At 68.0% G+C, this 16769-nt stretch carries 20 protein-coding genes and 1 tRNA gene; 11 read left to right on the forward strand and 10 right to left on the reverse strand.

Going from position 1 to position 16769, the window contains the following annotated elements:
* Positions 1–12: 12 nt before the first annotated feature.
* A complete protein-coding gene (locus ACZ4WQ_RS40035) occupies positions 13–1470 on the reverse strand; it encodes an ATP-binding protein (protein WP_398370712.1) in 1458 nt (485 codons plus the stop codon).
* An 89-nt stretch (positions 1471–1559) separates the two neighbouring features.
* A complete protein-coding gene (locus ACZ4WQ_RS40040) occupies positions 1560–1943 on the reverse strand; it encodes a hypothetical protein (protein ID WP_398370710.1) in 384 nt (127 codons plus the stop codon).
* Between the two features lie 1151 nt (positions 1944–3094).
* Between ACZ4WQ_RS40040 and ACZ4WQ_RS40045 the strand changes: the two genes are divergently transcribed.
* The 4 genes from ACZ4WQ_RS40045 to ACZ4WQ_RS40060 all read left to right on the forward strand — a co-directional run bounded on the left by ACZ4WQ_RS40045 (position 3095) and on the right by ACZ4WQ_RS40060 (position 5654).
* Positions 3095–3568, forward strand: coding sequence for a hypothetical protein (locus ACZ4WQ_RS40045; protein ID WP_398370708.1), 474 nt, complete (start codon positions 3095–3097; stop codon positions 3566–3568).
* A gap of 177 nt (positions 3569–3745) precedes the next feature.
* On the forward strand, positions 3746–4087 hold the full coding sequence (locus ACZ4WQ_RS40050) for a hypothetical protein (RefSeq protein ID WP_398370706.1): 342 nt from the start codon (positions 3746–3748) through the stop codon (positions 4085–4087).
* Positions 4088–4144: 57 nt separating this feature from the next.
* A complete protein-coding gene (locus tag ACZ4WQ_RS40055) occupies positions 4145–4528 on the forward strand; it encodes a hypothetical protein (RefSeq protein ID WP_468022792.1) in 384 nt (127 codons plus the stop codon).
* 244 nt (positions 4529–4772) lie between these two features.
* Positions 4773–5654 (forward strand): tyrosine-type recombinase/integrase, encoded by an 882-nt coding sequence (locus ACZ4WQ_RS40060; RefSeq protein ID WP_468022793.1) that lies wholly within the window; start codon positions 4773–4775, stop codon positions 5652–5654.
* Positions 5655–6030: 376 nt separating this feature from the next.
* On the opposite strand, the gene ACZ4WQ_RS40065 is transcribed toward ACZ4WQ_RS40060, so the two are convergent.
* Positions 6031–6597 carry a hypothetical protein gene (locus tag ACZ4WQ_RS40065; RefSeq protein ID WP_468022794.1) on the reverse strand — a complete coding sequence of 189 codons (567 nt, stop codon included), beginning with the start codon at positions 6595–6597 and terminating at the stop codon, positions 6031–6033.
* A gap of 73 nt (positions 6598–6670) precedes the next feature.
* Between ACZ4WQ_RS40065 and ACZ4WQ_RS40070 the strand changes: the two genes are divergently transcribed.
* The 3 genes from ACZ4WQ_RS40070 to ACZ4WQ_RS40080 all read left to right on the forward strand — a co-directional run bounded on the left by ACZ4WQ_RS40070 (position 6671) and on the right by ACZ4WQ_RS40080 (position 8194).
* On the forward strand, positions 6671–7078 hold the full coding sequence (locus tag ACZ4WQ_RS40070) for a hypothetical protein (protein ID WP_468022795.1): 408 nt from the start codon (positions 6671–6673) through the stop codon (positions 7076–7078).
* A 209-nt stretch (positions 7079–7287) separates the two neighbouring features.
* Positions 7288–7360 (forward strand) — tRNA-Arg (locus ACZ4WQ_RS40075).
* Positions 7361–7681: 321 nt separating this feature from the next.
* Positions 7682–8194 carry a hypothetical protein gene (locus ACZ4WQ_RS40080; RefSeq protein ID WP_311726471.1) on the forward strand — a complete coding sequence of 171 codons (513 nt, stop codon included), beginning with the start codon at positions 7682–7684 and terminating at the stop codon, positions 8192–8194.
* 157 nt (positions 8195–8351) lie between these two features.
* On the opposite strand, the gene ACZ4WQ_RS40085 is transcribed toward ACZ4WQ_RS40080, so the two are convergent.
* The 6 genes from ACZ4WQ_RS40085 to ACZ4WQ_RS40110 all read right to left on the reverse strand — a co-directional run bounded on the left by ACZ4WQ_RS40085 (position 8352) and on the right by ACZ4WQ_RS40110 (position 13286).
* On the reverse strand, positions 8352–8648 hold the full coding sequence (locus ACZ4WQ_RS40085; RefSeq protein WP_311726472.1) for a GYD domain-containing protein: 297 nt from the start codon (positions 8646–8648) through the stop codon (positions 8352–8354).
* 121 nt (positions 8649–8769) lie between these two features.
* Positions 8770–9501, reverse strand: a complete 732-nt coding sequence (locus ACZ4WQ_RS40090; protein ID WP_311726473.1) for a ferritin family protein — start codon at positions 9499–9501, stop codon at positions 8770–8772.
* 207 nt (positions 9502–9708) lie between these two features.
* Entirely contained in the window at positions 9709–11199 is a 1491-nt protein-coding gene (locus ACZ4WQ_RS40095; protein ID WP_311726474.1) for an FG-GAP-like repeat-containing protein, read from the reverse strand.
* 140 nt (positions 11200–11339) lie between these two features.
* On the reverse strand, positions 11340–11765 hold the full coding sequence (locus tag ACZ4WQ_RS40100) for an arsenate reductase ArsC (protein WP_398370697.1): 426 nt from the start codon (positions 11763–11765) through the stop codon (positions 11340–11342).
* On the reverse strand, positions 11758–12885 hold the full coding sequence (arsB, locus tag ACZ4WQ_RS40105; protein ID WP_398370695.1) for an ACR3 family arsenite efflux transporter: 1128 nt from the start codon (positions 12883–12885) through the stop codon (positions 11758–11760). The genes ACZ4WQ_RS40100 and arsB overlap by 8 nt, the downstream gene beginning before the upstream one ends.
* Positions 12882–13286, reverse strand: a complete 405-nt coding sequence (locus ACZ4WQ_RS40110; protein WP_398370693.1) for an ArsR/SmtB family transcription factor — start codon at positions 13284–13286, stop codon at positions 12882–12884. Before ACZ4WQ_RS40110 ends, arsB begins: the two co-directional genes overlap by 4 nt.
* 79 nt (positions 13287–13365) lie before the next feature.
* On the opposite strand from ACZ4WQ_RS40110, the gene ACZ4WQ_RS40115 reads away from it, so the two are divergent.
* The 4 genes from ACZ4WQ_RS40115 (at position 13366) to ACZ4WQ_RS40130 (ending at position 16209) form a co-directional block, all read left to right on the forward strand.
* Entirely contained in the window at positions 13366–13833 is a 468-nt protein-coding gene (locus ACZ4WQ_RS40115) for an ArsI/CadI family heavy metal resistance metalloenzyme (RefSeq protein ID WP_385342525.1), read from the forward strand.
* Positions 13834–13939: 106 nt separating this feature from the next.
* A complete protein-coding gene (locus tag ACZ4WQ_RS40120) occupies positions 13940–15262 on the forward strand; it encodes a WD40 repeat domain-containing protein (protein WP_468022796.1) in 1323 nt (440 codons plus the stop codon).
* Between the two features lie 61 nt (positions 15263–15323).
* A complete protein-coding gene (locus ACZ4WQ_RS40125; RefSeq protein ID WP_398370688.1) occupies positions 15324–15734 on the forward strand; it encodes a VOC family protein in 411 nt (136 codons plus the stop codon).
* 46 nt (positions 15735–15780) lie between these two features.
* On the forward strand, positions 15781–16209 hold the full coding sequence (locus ACZ4WQ_RS40130; protein ID WP_398370686.1) for a helix-turn-helix transcriptional regulator: 429 nt from the start codon (positions 15781–15783) through the stop codon (positions 16207–16209).
* Positions 16210–16242: 33 nt separating this feature from the next.
* Here ACZ4WQ_RS40130 and ACZ4WQ_RS40135 read toward each other — a convergent pair whose 3' ends face one another.
* A complete protein-coding gene (locus ACZ4WQ_RS40135) occupies positions 16243–16758 on the reverse strand; it encodes a Pycsar system effector family protein (RefSeq protein WP_398370684.1) in 516 nt (171 codons plus the stop codon).
* Positions 16759–16769 lie beyond the last annotated feature (11 nt).

A 16769-nucleotide genomic window follows, 5' to 3' on the forward strand; every position in this document is an offset into this window, starting at 1 on the left:
TGGCCTCTTCTTTCATGACTTCTGGAGCATCCGTCCGTAGGTTTTGCTCCATAGTCGCAGGAGGTCGTCACAGTTGTGACCGTCGCTGCCCAGGAGGGTCGTGGTACGGGCGAAGGATAGTAGGAACAGTTCGAGTGCAGTGCGTAGGTCTCTCCCCGCCTCGTCGCTCAGTGCCTGCAGGGGCCGGTACAGCGCTGCGAAGGCTGGGTGATCAACGTTGAGTGTGACATCGAGCGTGCGCCGCTTCAGGGCCGAGGTGAACATCGTCTCAATCGGCAGTTGCTCGGACCCGATTCGGTAGCTCAGCGCGCCCGACCCCTTTCTGGTCGACCGGATAACGGGCAGGTCGGCGTCCGCGGCCTCCGCTATACGGCATGACGTCTCTGTTGCCGCTTGGAACTTGACCTCCTCAAAGGCTTGGCGTACGCGCAAGTTCAGCAGCCGGGCGATCGACTCCAGCTCCGGTCCGAGGGCCTCCTGAAGTTCCTGAGACGGCCGGATGCCCTGCTTGTTCACAGTGATCCCGAAGTGCTCATCGAGGATGGGGTCGAAGTCGATCTCACATCGCCACCAGTCGTCGTAATTCTCCTTGCGCTTCGCCCCCATAAGATGCCAGCCACTCGCGATCTCACGGCCAGCACGCAGGATGGAGACGCCGGCTCCGCCGACGATGCCCGTGCGTCGTTTGGTCGCATTGTCCAGGTGATGCCAGTGCTGCACCGGCAGCATCGCGAACCGGACCGCGATGAAGGCGGTCTTGCCCGATGAGGTGGCGAGTTCATAGCGGATCGGCTCGAAGGTCAGCCCTGCACTACGGCCCTCGATCCTGGTTGTAAGGAGCATGGGATCGACTGGGTCGACTTGCTTCCCGTTGATGGTCAAGACAAGTTCGCCGCTGCTCAGGAAGCGGCGGTACAGGCGTCCGAGGTCACGACGCAGGGCCCGCTCGAGCCAGGCGAGGCGGCGATACTCGATGCGGTCGCAGTTTCGCCAGACCACCCGGCACCCCGAGCCTTCAGTACTGCCAGGTTGACGGCGGGCACGAAGGTCGAGTGGGGCCCCGGCAGAGACAGCATCAACGTCCAAAGAGACCTGGTGCGCATTCCGACCGTTCTGCCAGGAGGTCACTTCGATCCGTCGAGCCTGGCTGAGCGATGCGGCAGGCAGCCCCATGCCGAAGCGACCGAACGATTGCCGCTCGTCGAAGCGTGACGAACCACCGAAGCGGAGGCACGCCTCAATCTCGGAACGCGACATCCCGTGACCGTTGTCCTCGACACAGATCTCCGGATCATCATCTGCCTTGGTCCGCACGACCGTGATCGCGACCTCGGTTGCTGCGGCCTGGAGGGAGTTGTCGATGAGTTCTGCGAGAGCGGTCGAGAGGCTGACGTAGCCCGACTCCCGGATCGCTCGAATGAAGTTGGAGGAGACCAGGAGGTCATCCTTCCGGTGCGTCTGCTGGCCCATCGACTCCCCATGACTTGCCCATATCTCTGCGTCGAGAGTAGCTGCATCGAGGCAGCCCTGGGAAGTAGATCATTTTGGTGCGGCTGGGGTCAGGCAGGCCTGGTCGTGATCGTCACCGTGATCCGCTTGGTCTTGGCCGGTTCGATCAAGTCCAGGCCCGCCCCATCCGCCATCAGAAGACGGACTGTAGGGCGATTAGCCCCGGCAACGAACCGATAGGGCTCCGCGGACTCAAGCAGGACCACCCGACCGGTGCGCTGCAGATCAAACGAGATGACATGGCTCGTCGTGTCGATGCGAAGGGTGCGATCGACGACATCCGCCGCTGTCACCGCCTCCCCCGCTAGCGCCTCCAGAGGTGGCGAAAGCGTCTTCAGCGAGTTGATGCCGAGCACCTGGAGTGCGGCGATCTTCTGCCCCGTGAGGGGTTCCAGCAGAGGCATGACCTCTGCTGCTGACTGGATGGTACCCATGCGAGCATCATGACTGATGGAAGAGCAAGGCAGGCACTGGGTCGACCGGCTGCTCCCTCGCGCGTGTGATGTGGGGCGTCTTCTGTGACAGAAATTCGCAGTTTCACGACGGTTCGCTGGCCTGTCCGCTTGGCCGCGTAGTGCTGGACGCCGTCCGGCCGGTAACGGGCACTCGGGCCGGTGCCCGGGGTGGAGTGGTTCGATCTCATGGAGACGGATCCGATCCGAGCCCTGGAGTCGCTCGTCCTGCCTGGTTCCCTGCGGAGGAGACGGAGCCAGCCAAGGACTAGACTAGAACACGGTGGGCGAACCGGGCAGCCTCCCAGAGGCGTTGGCCGCCTTCCACCGCTTGGCCCGCCTCCGCCCAGCGAGCAACAGGTTCCACAACCCGGTATAGAAGCAGCCCGAGCGCGCCTCCGGACCGCTCGGCGACCGGCCGGTATTCGCCGTGTTGTATTGGGCCTCCATGGACTGGTCCCTCCCGTGGGCCACCGGAGGGACCGGACGAAGCAGATCCCCGCGTGTGGCACACCGAAGACCCCTGTGACGCAGCCCCGGAGACCATCATCGAAGAAGAACCGCTGAGCCGCTTCCTCCTACAGTTCCCCCTCTGTGACAGCAGCGGCCCAGGGCAACTTGCGGAAGTCACTGATCATTCGGTCCGGAGCACGGTGGCGTGATAGCAGCCCAGCCCGACGTGCGAGGGGCTCCTAGGAGGCGGCCAACCGCGCCTTCAGCCTGGTCTACGACCCGATGAGATGACCAGTGCTTGTAGTCATCGGCGACTTTCGCCATCGTGCTCCGTCGCGGGTTGCGCTGACCACCGGTGGAAGCGGGCCGAGTGCTACCCCGCTGGAGCATGAGATGCCGGCGGCAAGGAGCTCACTCAGCAGAGCGCACGGTCAATGGGAAGCCCACTTGGACCGTTGAGCGCTGCGCTCCCCGATCCATGCTACGCATTCCTCCGGGCGGGCCGCTTTCCTCATTCCCCCAGGTGAGTCCCTACCTACGGGCACCGCAGCTGGCGACTGCACACCTCATGACCTCAGGTGCTTCAACCATGTTGGAGACAGGGCCAGTTGTTGTTGTCTATGCTGGCGCAGCGGATCATGAGGGCCGCGCCAGCCGGTATGCGACAGGGGGGAGACGCAGTGCACGACGTCAGCGCGTCCACCCGTAGCTTCCTGTCCGACCTGAGCAGCAGCACGGAAGAGCTGAAGCGCGAGATCGAAGCCGCTCGTCGTGACCGCGACGGGATTGTGGCGCGGATCTCGACGCTCGAGATGCGTCTGGCGGAGAACACCGCGACCCTGCGCGCCATGCAGGCTTACGCCGGTGAGGCCGACGGGACACGCAACGGCGAGGAGCAAGCCCGTACGGCTGCGTCCGCATCGGACCAGAGCAGCCTGACGATCGAGGAGTGCATCTTCCACGTCCTGCGCGGACGGGGAGGTCTGCTCCCGCTGGAGATCACGCGGAAGGCGGAGGCGATGGGCGTGACGAGTTCCGCGTCCAGCATCCGCGCCCGGCTGACCAAGCTGCGCAAGGAAGGCACCGTGGTTCGCGACAGTCAGTCCCGGTACTGGCTCGCTGCTGCGGGAACGGAGGCCACCAGGGACGGATAAGGGCTCACACAAGCAGATCGGCCGCCGCAAGTGTCGAGCCCACGGCGGCCGTTGGCGCATCCCTGCAGATAAGGGCTCACGCACCGGTGGCCAGCTTAGGCCATGCGGTCCGTTCAGCGTGAGCCCTTCCGGAAACCGCCGATCTCTTCGGCGACGAACGGACCAAGGACCCACGAAATGAAAGCCTCCTCGTCCGGCACGGCCGGACGCTCCCGTCACCGGGGCACCTCCCACTACGCCACAACCGACACGGCGTCCAGCACGGGTGGCAAGACGGCCTCCTACCGCATGCCGCCCGTCACCATCTCCGCCGACCGGCAGGTGGATCTCCTCGCCGCCGCCGTCACCACCTGCGCGACAGGGCGGTCCGCCGCCAAGATCCGCGACCTTGCCCGCGAGACTGGTCTCAACCGCGATGTCACTGCGTCCCTGCGTTTCCTGACCGACACCGGACTGCTGACCTCTGGCCCGGCCGGCTGGACTCCGACCGTTGCCGGTGCCCGCGTCGGCCGGGCATAGCCCACCGACCGGGAGGCGGCACGCACCCTATTCGGGGAGGTCTGGCGCGACTCCTGGGTGTATCAGTTGCTAGTCGCCTCCGTCCCAGCGGAGACCTCGCTCAGCACCGAGGATGTCGCGAAGGCGATGCGGCCCTACCCCACGTCCCGGCTGACCCCATGGGTCCACTTGGTGGACTGGCTGGAACTCGCCCGCTACATGGAGCGGGCCGACGACGGAACTCTGCGCCTGTCCAGCACAGTGGACAGGGGCACCCAGCACTCACGTCCAAGCGACCCTGAGCCGCCAGGGCCCAGCCCCGCCACCGAACCCGGCCCGCAGCTCGGCCTGGTGCTGCCGTTGAGCATGAACCAGTTGGAACAGCTGAACGCGGAGGACTACGGCGCGGTCATGCGATCGCTCGCCACGATCTACGACGTCCTGTCCCGCCAGCGGGCCTGACCACGGGGTTTCCGCGCCGGCGGCTGACCGCCGGCGTCACCTCTTTGCGCGCCAGCGCTTGCACAGGCGTCTCTACCTTTCCACAGTGGTGTGAACTTGCACCACCTCGGGAAGGTTCCCCATGCCAGTGCCGCGCGCGCCACTACCCGGAGCCCTGCCCGATGGCACCCTCACGCCCGCATGCCCCGCTGCGGACGCGACGCTGGAGTATGCCGTCACGCAGGCCGTCACCCATTGGAACGAGATGACTTTCCAGGGACAGATGTCCCCCCAGACCCATCGCGCCTTTCGGCAACTGCTGGAGCGATACGCGCGGTACAGCCAGAACCGCGGCGTCACCCTCCTCGCCGAGGCGACAGCCGACATCGCGGAGGACTTCGTCTATGCCCAGGGCCGCACCCGCCACGGTCGAATCGGCGATTCCGCCAACGCCACCCTCCACCAACGCCGCGCCGTCCTGCGCTCCTTCTACCGCACCCTGTACGACCTCGGCCTCAGCAACACGGACCCCACCCGCGGCATCCGCCTCCCCGAACGCACCCGCACCCGCGTCCGTCCCCTGGACGAGGACGAGGCCATCGCCCTGCGCCAGGCCGCGGAGTACGTCACCAGGCCCAGCCGGCACGCAGCCGCAGCCGCCCTGGCGCTGTCCGGCGGACACACAGGGGAGATCGGTCACATCCGCGTCCGCGACCTCGACAAACAGGCTGCCGCCGTCTGGATGCACGGCTCTACACGCACCGACCCCCGCTGGTGCCCTCTCGATCCCTGGGCTCTGCGTGTCCTGAAGGCCAGATCCGCCTTCGTCACCCAGCAGCAGTTGCGCGCCGAAGCAGCACCGGACGCCCGGCTCGCCGTCTCCTCGGCTCCGGCACCGGACGAACAGTTGCAGGCAAGGGCCTGTGTCGCCCTGGCCGACCTCATCCGCCGAATCGGTCTGAGTGCCGACCCACACGTCAAACCGGCCTCGCTGACCGCGTACGCGGCGGTGCGCCTCTACGACGAGACCCGGACCATCGAGGACGTTGCCCGTCGGCTCGGGCTCCGCTCCCTCGACCGCGCCGCCGACCTGATCGGCCTCGACTGGACCACCCCTGCGCCGGAAGCGGGAGCCGAGCATGCCTGACGACATTTTCCAGGACGCCCTCCCGCCGGCCCAGCGCACACCGCGCAAGCGCGCCTTCACCGAACGGGACCGCCGCACCCTCCACGAGCGCCTCACCGACTGCGCTCACAACCCCGACCTCCACCACCTTGCCGAAGCCCTCCCGCCGCCAGGCAGGGTCGGCCGGCGCCGCGGCTACCCCGATGTTGCGTTCTTGTTCTTCCTCTCCGCCCGCAGCGTCCTCGCCTCCGCGCGCCGCACCGCCGCACACCTCGAAGATCCCGAGATATGGAAGATCTTCCGGTCAGGAGTACGCAGCGAACTCGGTGCCGAAGCCGCCCTACTCCTCCCGGAGACCGGACCGACCCGCTCCCAGTGGCTCCACGCCCAGCGCCGCCTACGGGACCACGCGGACGACCTGTGGGACCTGTACCGCATGCTCGCCCTGGACCAGGCACTCGAGCAGGGAATCTTTCCAGAAGACGAAAGCCGCTCCTGGAGCAGCCCGGGGCGCCACCAGCTCATCGCCGCCGACGGAACGGTCCTCAAATCCCCGACCCTCGCCCGGGCCCACCGCAGCATCGACATGAAAACCGGAGAAATCCGCTACCACCGAATCGACCCCGCATCCGCCCCACAGCGAGAGGGAGGCGGAAACGAAGCATACGGCCCTAAATATGTCTTCTTCTCCGCACGGAAAGACGAAAACTATCTCTCCCGGGTCTTCCTTGACTCCCGCTACGTGCCCCACCAGCACCCGGGTGGGGAAGCCGCCATCGCTGTCGACGGCGTCCTCGCCATCATGAACGCAGCCCGCGGATGCATGGGCGTCCTCTACGACGGCGCCTTCCGCGGCACCCACCGTGACGCCATCGCCCGGCGCGGCGGCCTCGTCATCAACAAACAGCACAAAGGAAACGAACCACAATTCTACGAGATTCTCCGCCCAGGACGCTGCATCCATGAATTATGGGCCGCCAACGGACGCATCACGGAAAAAAGTCGCCTTCGCCGACGGTACGACGGAACTGGTGCCGGTGCCGATCAGAAGACTGGAAAGACGAGGCACCCGCACCTACCGCTGGTACCACGTCCTGGAAATCCCCTGCCGCCACGGGGCCCATATCCACCGCGTCGCCGTCGCCACCACCAGCCGTGCCGGGGAACGCCCGGCCGGCGAAAGCGACGAGGAACGCGGATTCCACCGCGCCGAGCACCTCCAGCAGATCCCCGAGTACACCCGCACCCACCAGCTCGTCTACCCTTACCGCAGCGATGCTGAGTCGGGCCACTCCCAGCTCGACGCCTCACTGTGGAACGGGCGCCTGATCTCCTACGGTGTCGAGGCCCAGAAGCTCCTCACCCTCGGTTTCGTCCTCGCCCAGAACTCAACGAGCCGGGCCCTCCACGAAGAGGGGCCCCCCTTGCTGAGCCCCACCGCCTAGCACCCCACCGCCAACCCACCAACACCAGCGCCCGCCCGAGCCCCGATCCGGTACCCTGTGGATCGAGCGCCCCGGCGGGCGCTGCGGCATGTCACCAGGCCCAGCCTGTCCACGCCACAGCGGTCGCTTCCAGGACGCTCAGGGCCTGACAGAGAGACCTGGCCACGGGCACTTCACCGAGTTCCGTGCAAGGTTTTCTACAAGCCCCCGCCTCCGTAGCTCAGGGGATAGAGCACCGCTCTCCTAAAGCGGGTGTCGCAGGTTCGAATCCTGCCGGGGGCACAGAACAAAGGGCCAGCTCAGGAGGGGTTTCCTCCCAGGCTGGCCCTTCGCTTTGTCTGGCTCCGTGCTACTTGAGTCCGCCCAGAGTCCGGTGATTGACAGATGCATGCCATCGACTGGCGGCCTCGCGCTCCCGGCATGAGGCCAAGTGCGGAGGAGCCGCCCCTACTTGATGCGGGAACGGGCGACCGAGAAGGCACTGTAGGGTGATCGACCACTGCTTCGGCAAAGTAAAACCCAACAACAACCCAAGGGGGACCCATGAAACTGAGTCTGCATCGAGTATCACCTGCGCAGAGGTCGTCCGCGCGCAGGAAGGTCATGTCGGCTGCGCTGGTCGGCGCTACCGTCGTCGGTGCATCGATGCTGGCCGCCTCCCCGGCGTCCGCGCTGAGCTGGAAGTGCAAGAGCAGCTCCCGCACCATCGATGACGCGGGGTACTCCGGTCCGTGGGCCGATAACTGGGACTTCACCGTCAAGAACTGCGTGGCCCGGTCGGGCAGTTACGTCTATGCCAAGGCCAAGGTGACCTGGGACGCGCCCCCGTGGTACTCCGGATCCGACCTGAAGGAAACCTTCGACAGCGCCCACTTCCGGTTGTATCTCAAGCGCGCCGACGCCGGCCCGGACACCGTCCTGGCCAGGAAAGACTTCGACATCCGGGCCAAGCTGGCGGCCATGGACGGCAGCGGCAACGGTTCGTGGACCTCGTCCACGATCAAGAAGTACGTGGGTAGCAAGAGCGGGTACGCCGACGGTGCGCTGAGGCTCAACTGGGACGAGGACGGCAAGGACGTCCGCCACTACGGCTTCAAGGGCACCAGCTCGGCCTGACGCCGACACCGACGCATAGCCGTCTGCCAGCACCTTCAGCTCGCCGTTCTGGTCGCTGGCGCCCAAGCCGATCTGCCCTCTGCCCTCTGCCCAGGAGAGCGGTGGGCAGATCGGCGCCGAGGCCGTTCCAGGCTACGAGGCCGGGTCGAGATGATCGTCACCCGGCCGCCTTGGCGACGATGCGCTCCACCTCCTCCCGGCCGAAGGCCCGCAGAGTCGTGGAACGGACATTGCCCACCCCACCCAGTTGCAGGAGTGCTGCCGTGGCGGTTTCGTCGTCAGGCGCCTCGACGACGGCCACAACGTCGTATGGACCGATGGTCCAGTAGATGCTCAGGAGCTTGGCCCCGAGCTTTTGTACCGCTGAGCCGAACGTCTCGGCACGCTTCGCGGTGTCCTTGTAGTTTTGGGCCCCTTGATCAGTCCAGCTCAGCAAGGCGATGTACGTCGGCATGTTCTTTCACCTTCACGAGGAGACACATCCCAAGGTCAAGCCTGGACACCCGGGCTGGGACCCGCACGAGGTACGCGCCCGAACGGGCAATGGTGGGCGGGAAGCGGTGGGCTGTCCGTTGTCAGCCCGGGCTCGTCCATGCGTCTGGGCGGGGCGACAGCACCGCGGAGACGACCGCGCCGGACGAGGCCGCGACATCAGCCACGAATCGCAGGCGTCCGATGTCGAGTCGTCGCAGCGCCGGACCGTGGTCGGCGGCGACGACGAGGGAGACCGCGAGCAGAAGAAGCTGCCATAGGGCCATCACCGGGCGGCGCATCGCGCGGGGCAGCTCCGCCAGGGAGATGTGCAGTCGCTCGCAGTGGAACGGGACGTGGCGCTGCTCGTCGGACAGGATCCGCCCCGCCACATCCGAAGTGAGCGCGTCGTCGGTGCCATCGCGCAGGGCCCGGTAGTAACGCAGTGCCACCACTTCAGCGATCATCAGCACCAGCAGTTCCAGGCGCAGGCCCATGAGACGCCGCAGCCGGACGAAGACCGTGTCGCTCCAGTGGCCGGTCAACGTCGGCGCACCACCCGCGGCCAACAGCCGAGCGAGGAGACGGGCGTGGTTCTGCTCCTCGGCGACAAAGAGCCGGACTGCCTGCGCGTAGTCGCCGTCGCCGGCCTCATCCGCTTTGCCGACGAGGTTGGCGCCGTCACCGGCCTCGCCGACCTGGAAGCGCTGGATGCCGGCCAACACCGCCGGATGCAGCGTCGCGCCTTGCTCCCAGTCCGGGTCACCCTGGGCGCGCCTGCGCTCGCGCGCGTCCTCGAACCGCCTTGTCCACTTGGCGAAGCCGCCCGTATGCACCCGGTCTCCCCTCTCCGGGGCACAGCCACCGTGCCCCGGAGAGGGACGACGCTGACGAACAGCAAACCGTTCCCCTGCGCTCGACCGCTGAGCATGGTGAACACAGGCAGACGCGCGGGGCCCGAGCCGTGACCCCTGGCCGGCAGCCAGGGGCCACGCGAGTGAGGCCGGCCGTGCGGGGCCCGTACCGTCACTCCGCCCGGCCGATCAGCGCAGGCTGAACCCGAACAGCGCCTTCGTGGCGGGCGCGGACAGGTCGCCGGGGCCGAAGGCGAGGGCGGACGTCGTGGTCAGACCGGTCGGCGTGCCGCGGAGTACCCAGACGGCGCCGTTGTCGCCGTTCTCGGCGGTGGAGGCGACGGCGATGTCGCGGTGGCCGTCGCCGTTGACGTCGAGGAGCGCGGTGGTGGCGCCGAACTCGTCGCCCGTCTCGGCGACTCCGGGCACGCCGGCGGTGTTCTGGTGGAAGACCTGGCTGCCGGTGCCGGTGAAGCCGGAGGCGCTGCCGGGCACCAGGGCGAAGGAACCGGCGTCGGTGAGGCCGCTGAAGTCCTCGCCGGGGATGCCGAGGGCGATGTCGGCGTAGCCGTCGCCGTTCACGTCGTCCACGGAGACCGCCGTGCCGAGGCCGTCGCCCTCCTCCTCCGCGCCGTAGAAGCCGGGCAGGTCCTGGTCGAAGGACTTCGTGTTCGCCTCGGACAGGCCGGAGGCCGAGCCGTAGGCGACGCGGACCTTGCTGCTCCAGCCGTCGACGCCGACCACCACGTCGTCGAAGCCGTCACCGTTCACGTCGCCCACGCCGGTGCCCGCGACGCCGCTGCCCGCGCCTTCGCCGGGCACCCAGGACTTGGTGAAGCCCGACGCGCCGCCGTTCAGCAGCCGGTTGCCCCAGGTTCCGTCACCGGTGTAGATCCACTGGACGATGTCGTCCTTGCCGTCGCCGTTGATGTCGCCGACGTGGCCGTTGACGATGGGCCCGCTGATCGAGTCGCCGTCCTCCTCGCAGCCGCCACCGGTGGCGCAGGAGGCGTCGTCCTCGTCGTAGCCCCACCACTCGGACTTGTCGAGGATGTTGAGCACGGCGGCGGGCGTGCCGGACCGTGAGATCGGGCCCTTCCACAGGGCGGCCTTGGCGCTCGGCGGGTCGTCGCCCGCGACGCTGCTGTGGGCGAACAGCGCGAGGTCGGTCTTGCCGTCCCCGTCGAAGTCACCGGCCTGCGGGGCCTGCCCGTACCCGGCGAGCTTCGTGCCGCCGGTGAGCCCGGAGGCGGAGCCCCACAGCACGACGGAGCCCCCGGGGCCGCCCGCGATCACGAGGTCGCCGTAGCCGTCGCCGTCCAGGTCGCCCTTGGTGAAGGTCAGCCCGAAGCGCTCGCCCGCGGTCGCGGAGCCGGGGATCCCGCTGGTCGACCGGCTCACGATCTTCTTGTTGGCGGTGGACAGTCCGTTCGCCGAGCCGTACGTGATGGCCACGTAGCCGGCCTTCGCCTTGCCGGACACCGTGGCGTTCGGCGCCCCGATGACGAGGTCGGCGTAGCCGTCGCCGTTGAAGTCGTCCTGGACGTCCACCGACGCGGGGGCGGCCTGGGCCGGGGCTCCGGTGAGGGCCCAGGCGCTGAGCCCTCCGGCGAGCAGCACCGCGGCGGCCAGGGGCGAGCCCAGCCGTGCGGTACGGATCCTGCGTCCTGCTCGGGACATACAACTGCCTTTCAGCGTGGTCGAGTTCGACACGGCACGCACCGCGCGCCGCACCCCCACACAGTCCGACGCGGAAAGCAGGTCTCCCGTTGTACGCCCCAATGTCATTGTTGTGTAACCAGCCGTACGCCCGGCTTACCTCAACGCATGGGACGCCGCGATATCTCGATTTCGCTGACGAGGCGCTGGACGCGGGCGTGGATCTCGTCGCGGATCGGCCGGACCGCCTCAACGCCCTGTCCGGCCGGATCGTCGAGCTTCCAGTCGAGGTAGGTCTTGCCGGGGAAGTACGGGCAGGCGTCACCGCAGCCCATGGTGATGACCACGTCCGACGCCTGGACGGCTTCGGCGGTCAGAACCTTCGGGATCTCGGCGGCGATGTCGATGCCGACTTCATTCATCGCCTCGACCACGGCGGGGTTGACGTGCTCGGCGGGTGCCGAACCGGCGGAGCGGACTTCGACGCGGTCGGCCGCGAGGTGGGTGAGGAAGGCTGCGGCCATCTGGGAACGGCCCGCGTTGTGGACGCAGACGAACAGCACCGACGGCTTGTGGGTGTCAGACACGGGTGGAACCTTCCCGGGCGGGCGTGTGCTCGGCGGCCATGGCGGGGGGTGGGGGGAAGTAGCGGCGGGCGGCCAGGGCCACGTAGACCAGGCCGATCAGGACCGGGACCTCGATGAGCGGGCCGACGACTCCGGCCAGGGCCTGCCCGGAGGAGGCGCCGAAGGTGGCGATGGCGACGGCGATGGCCAGCTCGAAGTTGTTGCCCGCGGCGGTGAAGGCCAGCGTTGTCGCACGCGGATGGTCCAGGCCCACGGCTTTGCCCAGGGCCATGGATCCGGCCCACATCACGGCGAAGTACACCAGCAGCGGCAAGGCGATCCGCGCCACGTCCACCGGCCGCGAGGTGATCGCATCGCCCTGGAGGGCGAAGAGCACGACGATGGTGAACAGCAGCCCGTAGAGGGCGAACGGGCCGATCCTCGGGATCAGTCTCGTCTCGTACCAGGCCCGGCCCTTGGCCTTCTCGCCGAGGCGCCGGGTGAGGAATCCGGCGGCCAGCGGGATGCCGAGGAAGATCAGCACGCTGCGCGCGATCTCCCACACGCTGACGTCGAGGGCGGTCTGTTCCAGGCCGAGCCAGCCGGGGAGCACAGTGAGGTAGAACCAGCCGAGCGCCGAGAAGGCGATCACCTGGAAGACGGAGTTGAGGGCGACGAGGACGGCGGCGGCTTCGCGGTCGCCGCAAGCGAGGTCGTTCCAGATGATGACCATGGCGATGCAGCGGGCCAGGCCGACGATGATCAGGCCCGTCCGGTACTCCGGCAGGTCCGGCAGGAAGAGCCAGGCGAGCGCGAACATGAGCGCTGGGCCGAGCACCCAGTTCAGCACGAGCGAGGGGATCAGCAAACGGCGATCGCGGGTGACCGTGTCCAGGCGGTCGTAGCGGACCTTGGCCAGCACCGGATACATCATCACCAGCAGACCGAGCGCGATCGGCAGGGAAACGCCGGTCACGGTCACCTTCGCCAGGGCATCACCGAGCCCGGGAACGAGCCGCCCCAGGCCCAGACCGCCGGCCATCGCGAGCAGGATCCACACGGCGAGGAACCGGTCCACGAACGACAGACGCGCGGCGACCGGCAGCGTGGTGGCCGCCGGCGGCGTGGTGTCGGCGGTCACGAGATGTCTCCCGCCGCCCCGGCAGGCTCGGGCAGGGGCTGCCCGGCCGGGCGGGTGAGGATTCCGGCGAGCTTGTCGGTCATCTCCGGCAACAGCCAGTAGTAGACCCAGGTGCCACGGCGTTCGCAGTCGATCAGCCCGGCCTGACGCAGCAGCTTCAGATGATGGGAGATCGTCGGCTGCGAGAGCTCGAAGGCGGGGGTGAGGTCACATACGCAGACCTCACCCCCGGCCCGCGAGGCGATCATGGACAGCAGCCGGAGCCGGATCGGATCGCCCAGTGCTTTGAACACTTTGGCCAGCTCGACGGCCTGGCTCTCGTCCAGCGGGGCGGTCAGCAGTCCGGGACAGCAGTCGTCGAGGCCGTCCTGACCAAGCACCGGAAGCTCTTGTTTCGACATACTTCTATGTTGACGTTTTTCGATCCAGCACGCAATCTTGCATCGAAGAACATCGATCCAGCCCGATGGGAGACCCCTCATGTCTCGCGTTCAGCTCGCGCTCAACGTGCCCGACCTTGACGCTTCGGTGGAGTTCTACTCCAAGCTCTTCGGGGTCCGGCCGGCCAAGCGCCGCCCCGGATACGCCAACTTCGCAATCACCGAGCCACCGCTGAAGCTCGTCCTGATCGAAGGCGAAGCGGGCCAGCAGACTCGCCTGGATCACCTCGGGGTCGAGGTCACCGACCCCAACCAGGTCACGGCCGCCACCGATCGGCTCAAGAACGCGGGGCTCGCCACGTTCGAGGAGAACGACACCTCATGCTGCTACGCCCTCCAGGACAAGGTCTGGGTCCACGGCCCCGGCAAGGAACCCTGGGAGGTCTACACCGTCAAGGGCGACACGGACCAGATGGGCAAGAGCGCGGCACTCGACGCCACCGACGCCTGTTGCACGAGTGAGCCCACAGCCACGGAGGCGCCCAAGGCCGCCGCAGACCGCGCCTGATACCGGAGCGGCGGCCCGGGCTGCTTCAACTCTGCGAGGCGCCCCAGCAGTCCGCGCCCCCTCCCCACCTCAAGGGGCTGCCGCCGACCGGCTGCGCGGCACCGACGTGTCCGCGGCGGCCCAACTCACCCTGGCCGTCCACCGGACGCACCCGAGCGGGGGGACCTACTCGCGTCTGGTCGCCTACGGGAACACCCCCCTGTCGACGCCCGTCACCGCTCACCGTGCCGGCGTCTGCGCCCTCGCGGTCAGCCCGGACGGACGTACCCTGGCCACCGGCGGCTTCGACCGCACGGTGCGGCTGTGGAACGTCTCGGACCCGGACCGCGCCAAGCCACTCGGCTCACCGCTGACCGGCTACGACAAGACCACGGGGTCGGTACGTGCTCTGGCGTTCAGCCCGGACGGCCGCGTATTGGCCACGGGGAGCTACCCCCGTAGCGGTGTGGCACCCATCACCGATCCGGGACTCCGGCTGTGGGACGTGTCCGCCCCCGCCAGGCCCAGGCCCCTGAGCCAAACCGTGCAGGGCGCCGAGTACATCGATCACCTGGCGTTCACCCCGGACGGGCGCACCTTGGTCACCAGTCCCGCGGGCATGGCCTTCCGGCTGTGGAACATCTCGGACCCGAAGCGCCCCAAGGCCCTGAGAAAACTGATCGGCCATCCCGGCGGCGTCTGCGCGCTGGACTTCAGCCCCGACGGACGCACCCTGGCTACCGGCAGCGAGGCTGAAACCGCCGGCACCGGCAACGGTTCCATGTTCCTGTGGGACGTCTCGGACCCGGCCCGCCCCCAACCCCTGAAGCGGCCTCGAATCGACATCATCGGCGGGATCAACGCGCTGGATTTCAGCCCGGACGGGCGCACGCTGGCCGCGGCCGCCGGCGATTCACGGGTGCGATTGTGGGACGTCTCGGAGCGGACCCGGGCTGTGCCCCTGGGAGAGCCGTTGAGTGGCGCCGGCGTCGCGACGCTGGATTTCAGCCCGGACGCGCAGACCCTGGTCGGCGGCGGCTCGGGCGCGGTGCGGCTGTGGGAGGTCTCAGACCCAAGGCGGCCCAGGGCTCTGAAAACGCTGACCGGCTTCGCAGGCCACATCTCCACCACGGTCTTCAGCCCGGACGGGCGGACACTGGCGACCAGCGAGGGCTCGACTGTCCGGCTGTGGGAGGTCTCCCATCCGCAGCAGGCGGCGCCCCTGGGCGAACCGATGGAGGGCCACACCGGCGTCATCCGCGCTCTCGCGTTCAGCCCGGACGGCCGGACCCTTGCCAGCGGCGGGGACGACCAGGAGATCAGGCTGTGGAACATGGACCTTGGCGTGGACATCAAGCGGATCTGTGCCGTCACCAGAAACACGCCGGCGGCCGATGTGTGGAGCCGCCACGTCGGCGGTGACATCAGCTTGCCTGCACCACCCTGCTGACGACCAGATCGATCAGGATTCGAGAAGCGCCGGTCACGGAGGCGCACCTAGCGTCATCGGCATGGACATCACCATCCACACCAGCGTTCTTCCGCATGTCGACCCGGACGCGTCCGTGGCCTTCTACCGCGACATCCTCGGCTTCGAGGTCCGCAATGACGTCGGACGGGGCCAGCTGCGCTGGATCACCGTCGGCCCCGCCGGCCAGCCCGGCACCTCCATCCTCCTGGCACCCCCGGCCACCGACCCCGGCATCACCGACGACGAGCGCCGCACCATCTCCGAGATGATGGCCAAGGGCACCTACGGCTGGATCCTCCTGGCCACCAACGACCTCGACGCAACCTTCGAGAACGTCCAGGCCGGCGACGCCGAGGTGGTCCAGGAGCCGACCGAGCAGCCGTACGGCATCCGCGACTGCGCCTTCCGCGACCCCGCGGGCAACATGGTCCGCATCCAGGAGCTGCGCTGAACCATCAGCCGCCCACCTCCGCAGGCACGTTGAAAGGAGTTCTCTCATGTGTCACCCCTCGTGGGGGCGTGCACGCGCCGCGGCGCAGCGTCTGGACGACCTCGCGCTGCTGCGCCGCGTCCGCGACCGGATCGACCGGGAGCACGCGCAGCCACTGGACGTCGAGGCGCTCGCCCGCGGCGTGAACATGTCGGCCAGACACCTCAGCCGCCAGTTCCGGCTCGCCTACGGCGAGTCGCCCTACTCGTACCTGATGAAACGGCGCATCGAGCGCGCGACGGCGCTGCTGCGCCGCGGGGATCTCAGCGTCACCGAGGTCTGCTTCGAGGTCGGCTGCGCGTCGCTGACCACCTTCAGCACCCGCTTCACCGAGCTGGTCGGCATGCCGCCCGGCGCCTACCGGCGCCAGATGGCGAGCGAGACGGCGGAGACGCCGGACTTCCGTGGGTTCACAGCGCCGGCGCTCATGCCCTGATGTGCCGCTGATGCCGGCGAGACGGCCCACCCGTCAAGCCGAGGCCCCGGTCAGCAGGCCGAACGGGGTGAGCACAAGAAAGACCGCGCTCCAGGCCATCCCGTGCCGTATGCAGCGGTATTTGAGCCATACCGTACGCGACAGCGTCAAGAACTGGCTCAGGTTTCGTTCCCTGGGGTCGGTCTGCCGCACGAGGTCCGCGAAGAGCTCAACGGAGGACATCCCAGCGGCATCTCCGAAGTAGTGCGCACGCGACCGCTGCGGCTTTCCCGCACGCGGTGCCACCGCCAGACCGAACATGACGAGTGCCGGCACCCACGCCGCGCATCCCGCCCAGAAGAGGATCTGCGGCACCGGGGCGTACCTCTGTGGTGCGATGCCGCCGGCGCTGATCGTGCCGAGCAGAGCGGTCAGCGCCGCCCCCAGGGCGGTGAGCATCAGTCCCGCCTTGCTGTCCGCCTTCAGCAGCTCCTCCCGGGTCTCCGTGATCAGAATGCGTACGAGTTCTCCGCCCTGGCCGGACCTCGCGTCTGACCCACGTGTGGACATGCCCTCTCCCT

This window comes from Streptomyces sp. NPDC028305 (assembly GCF_055569495.1).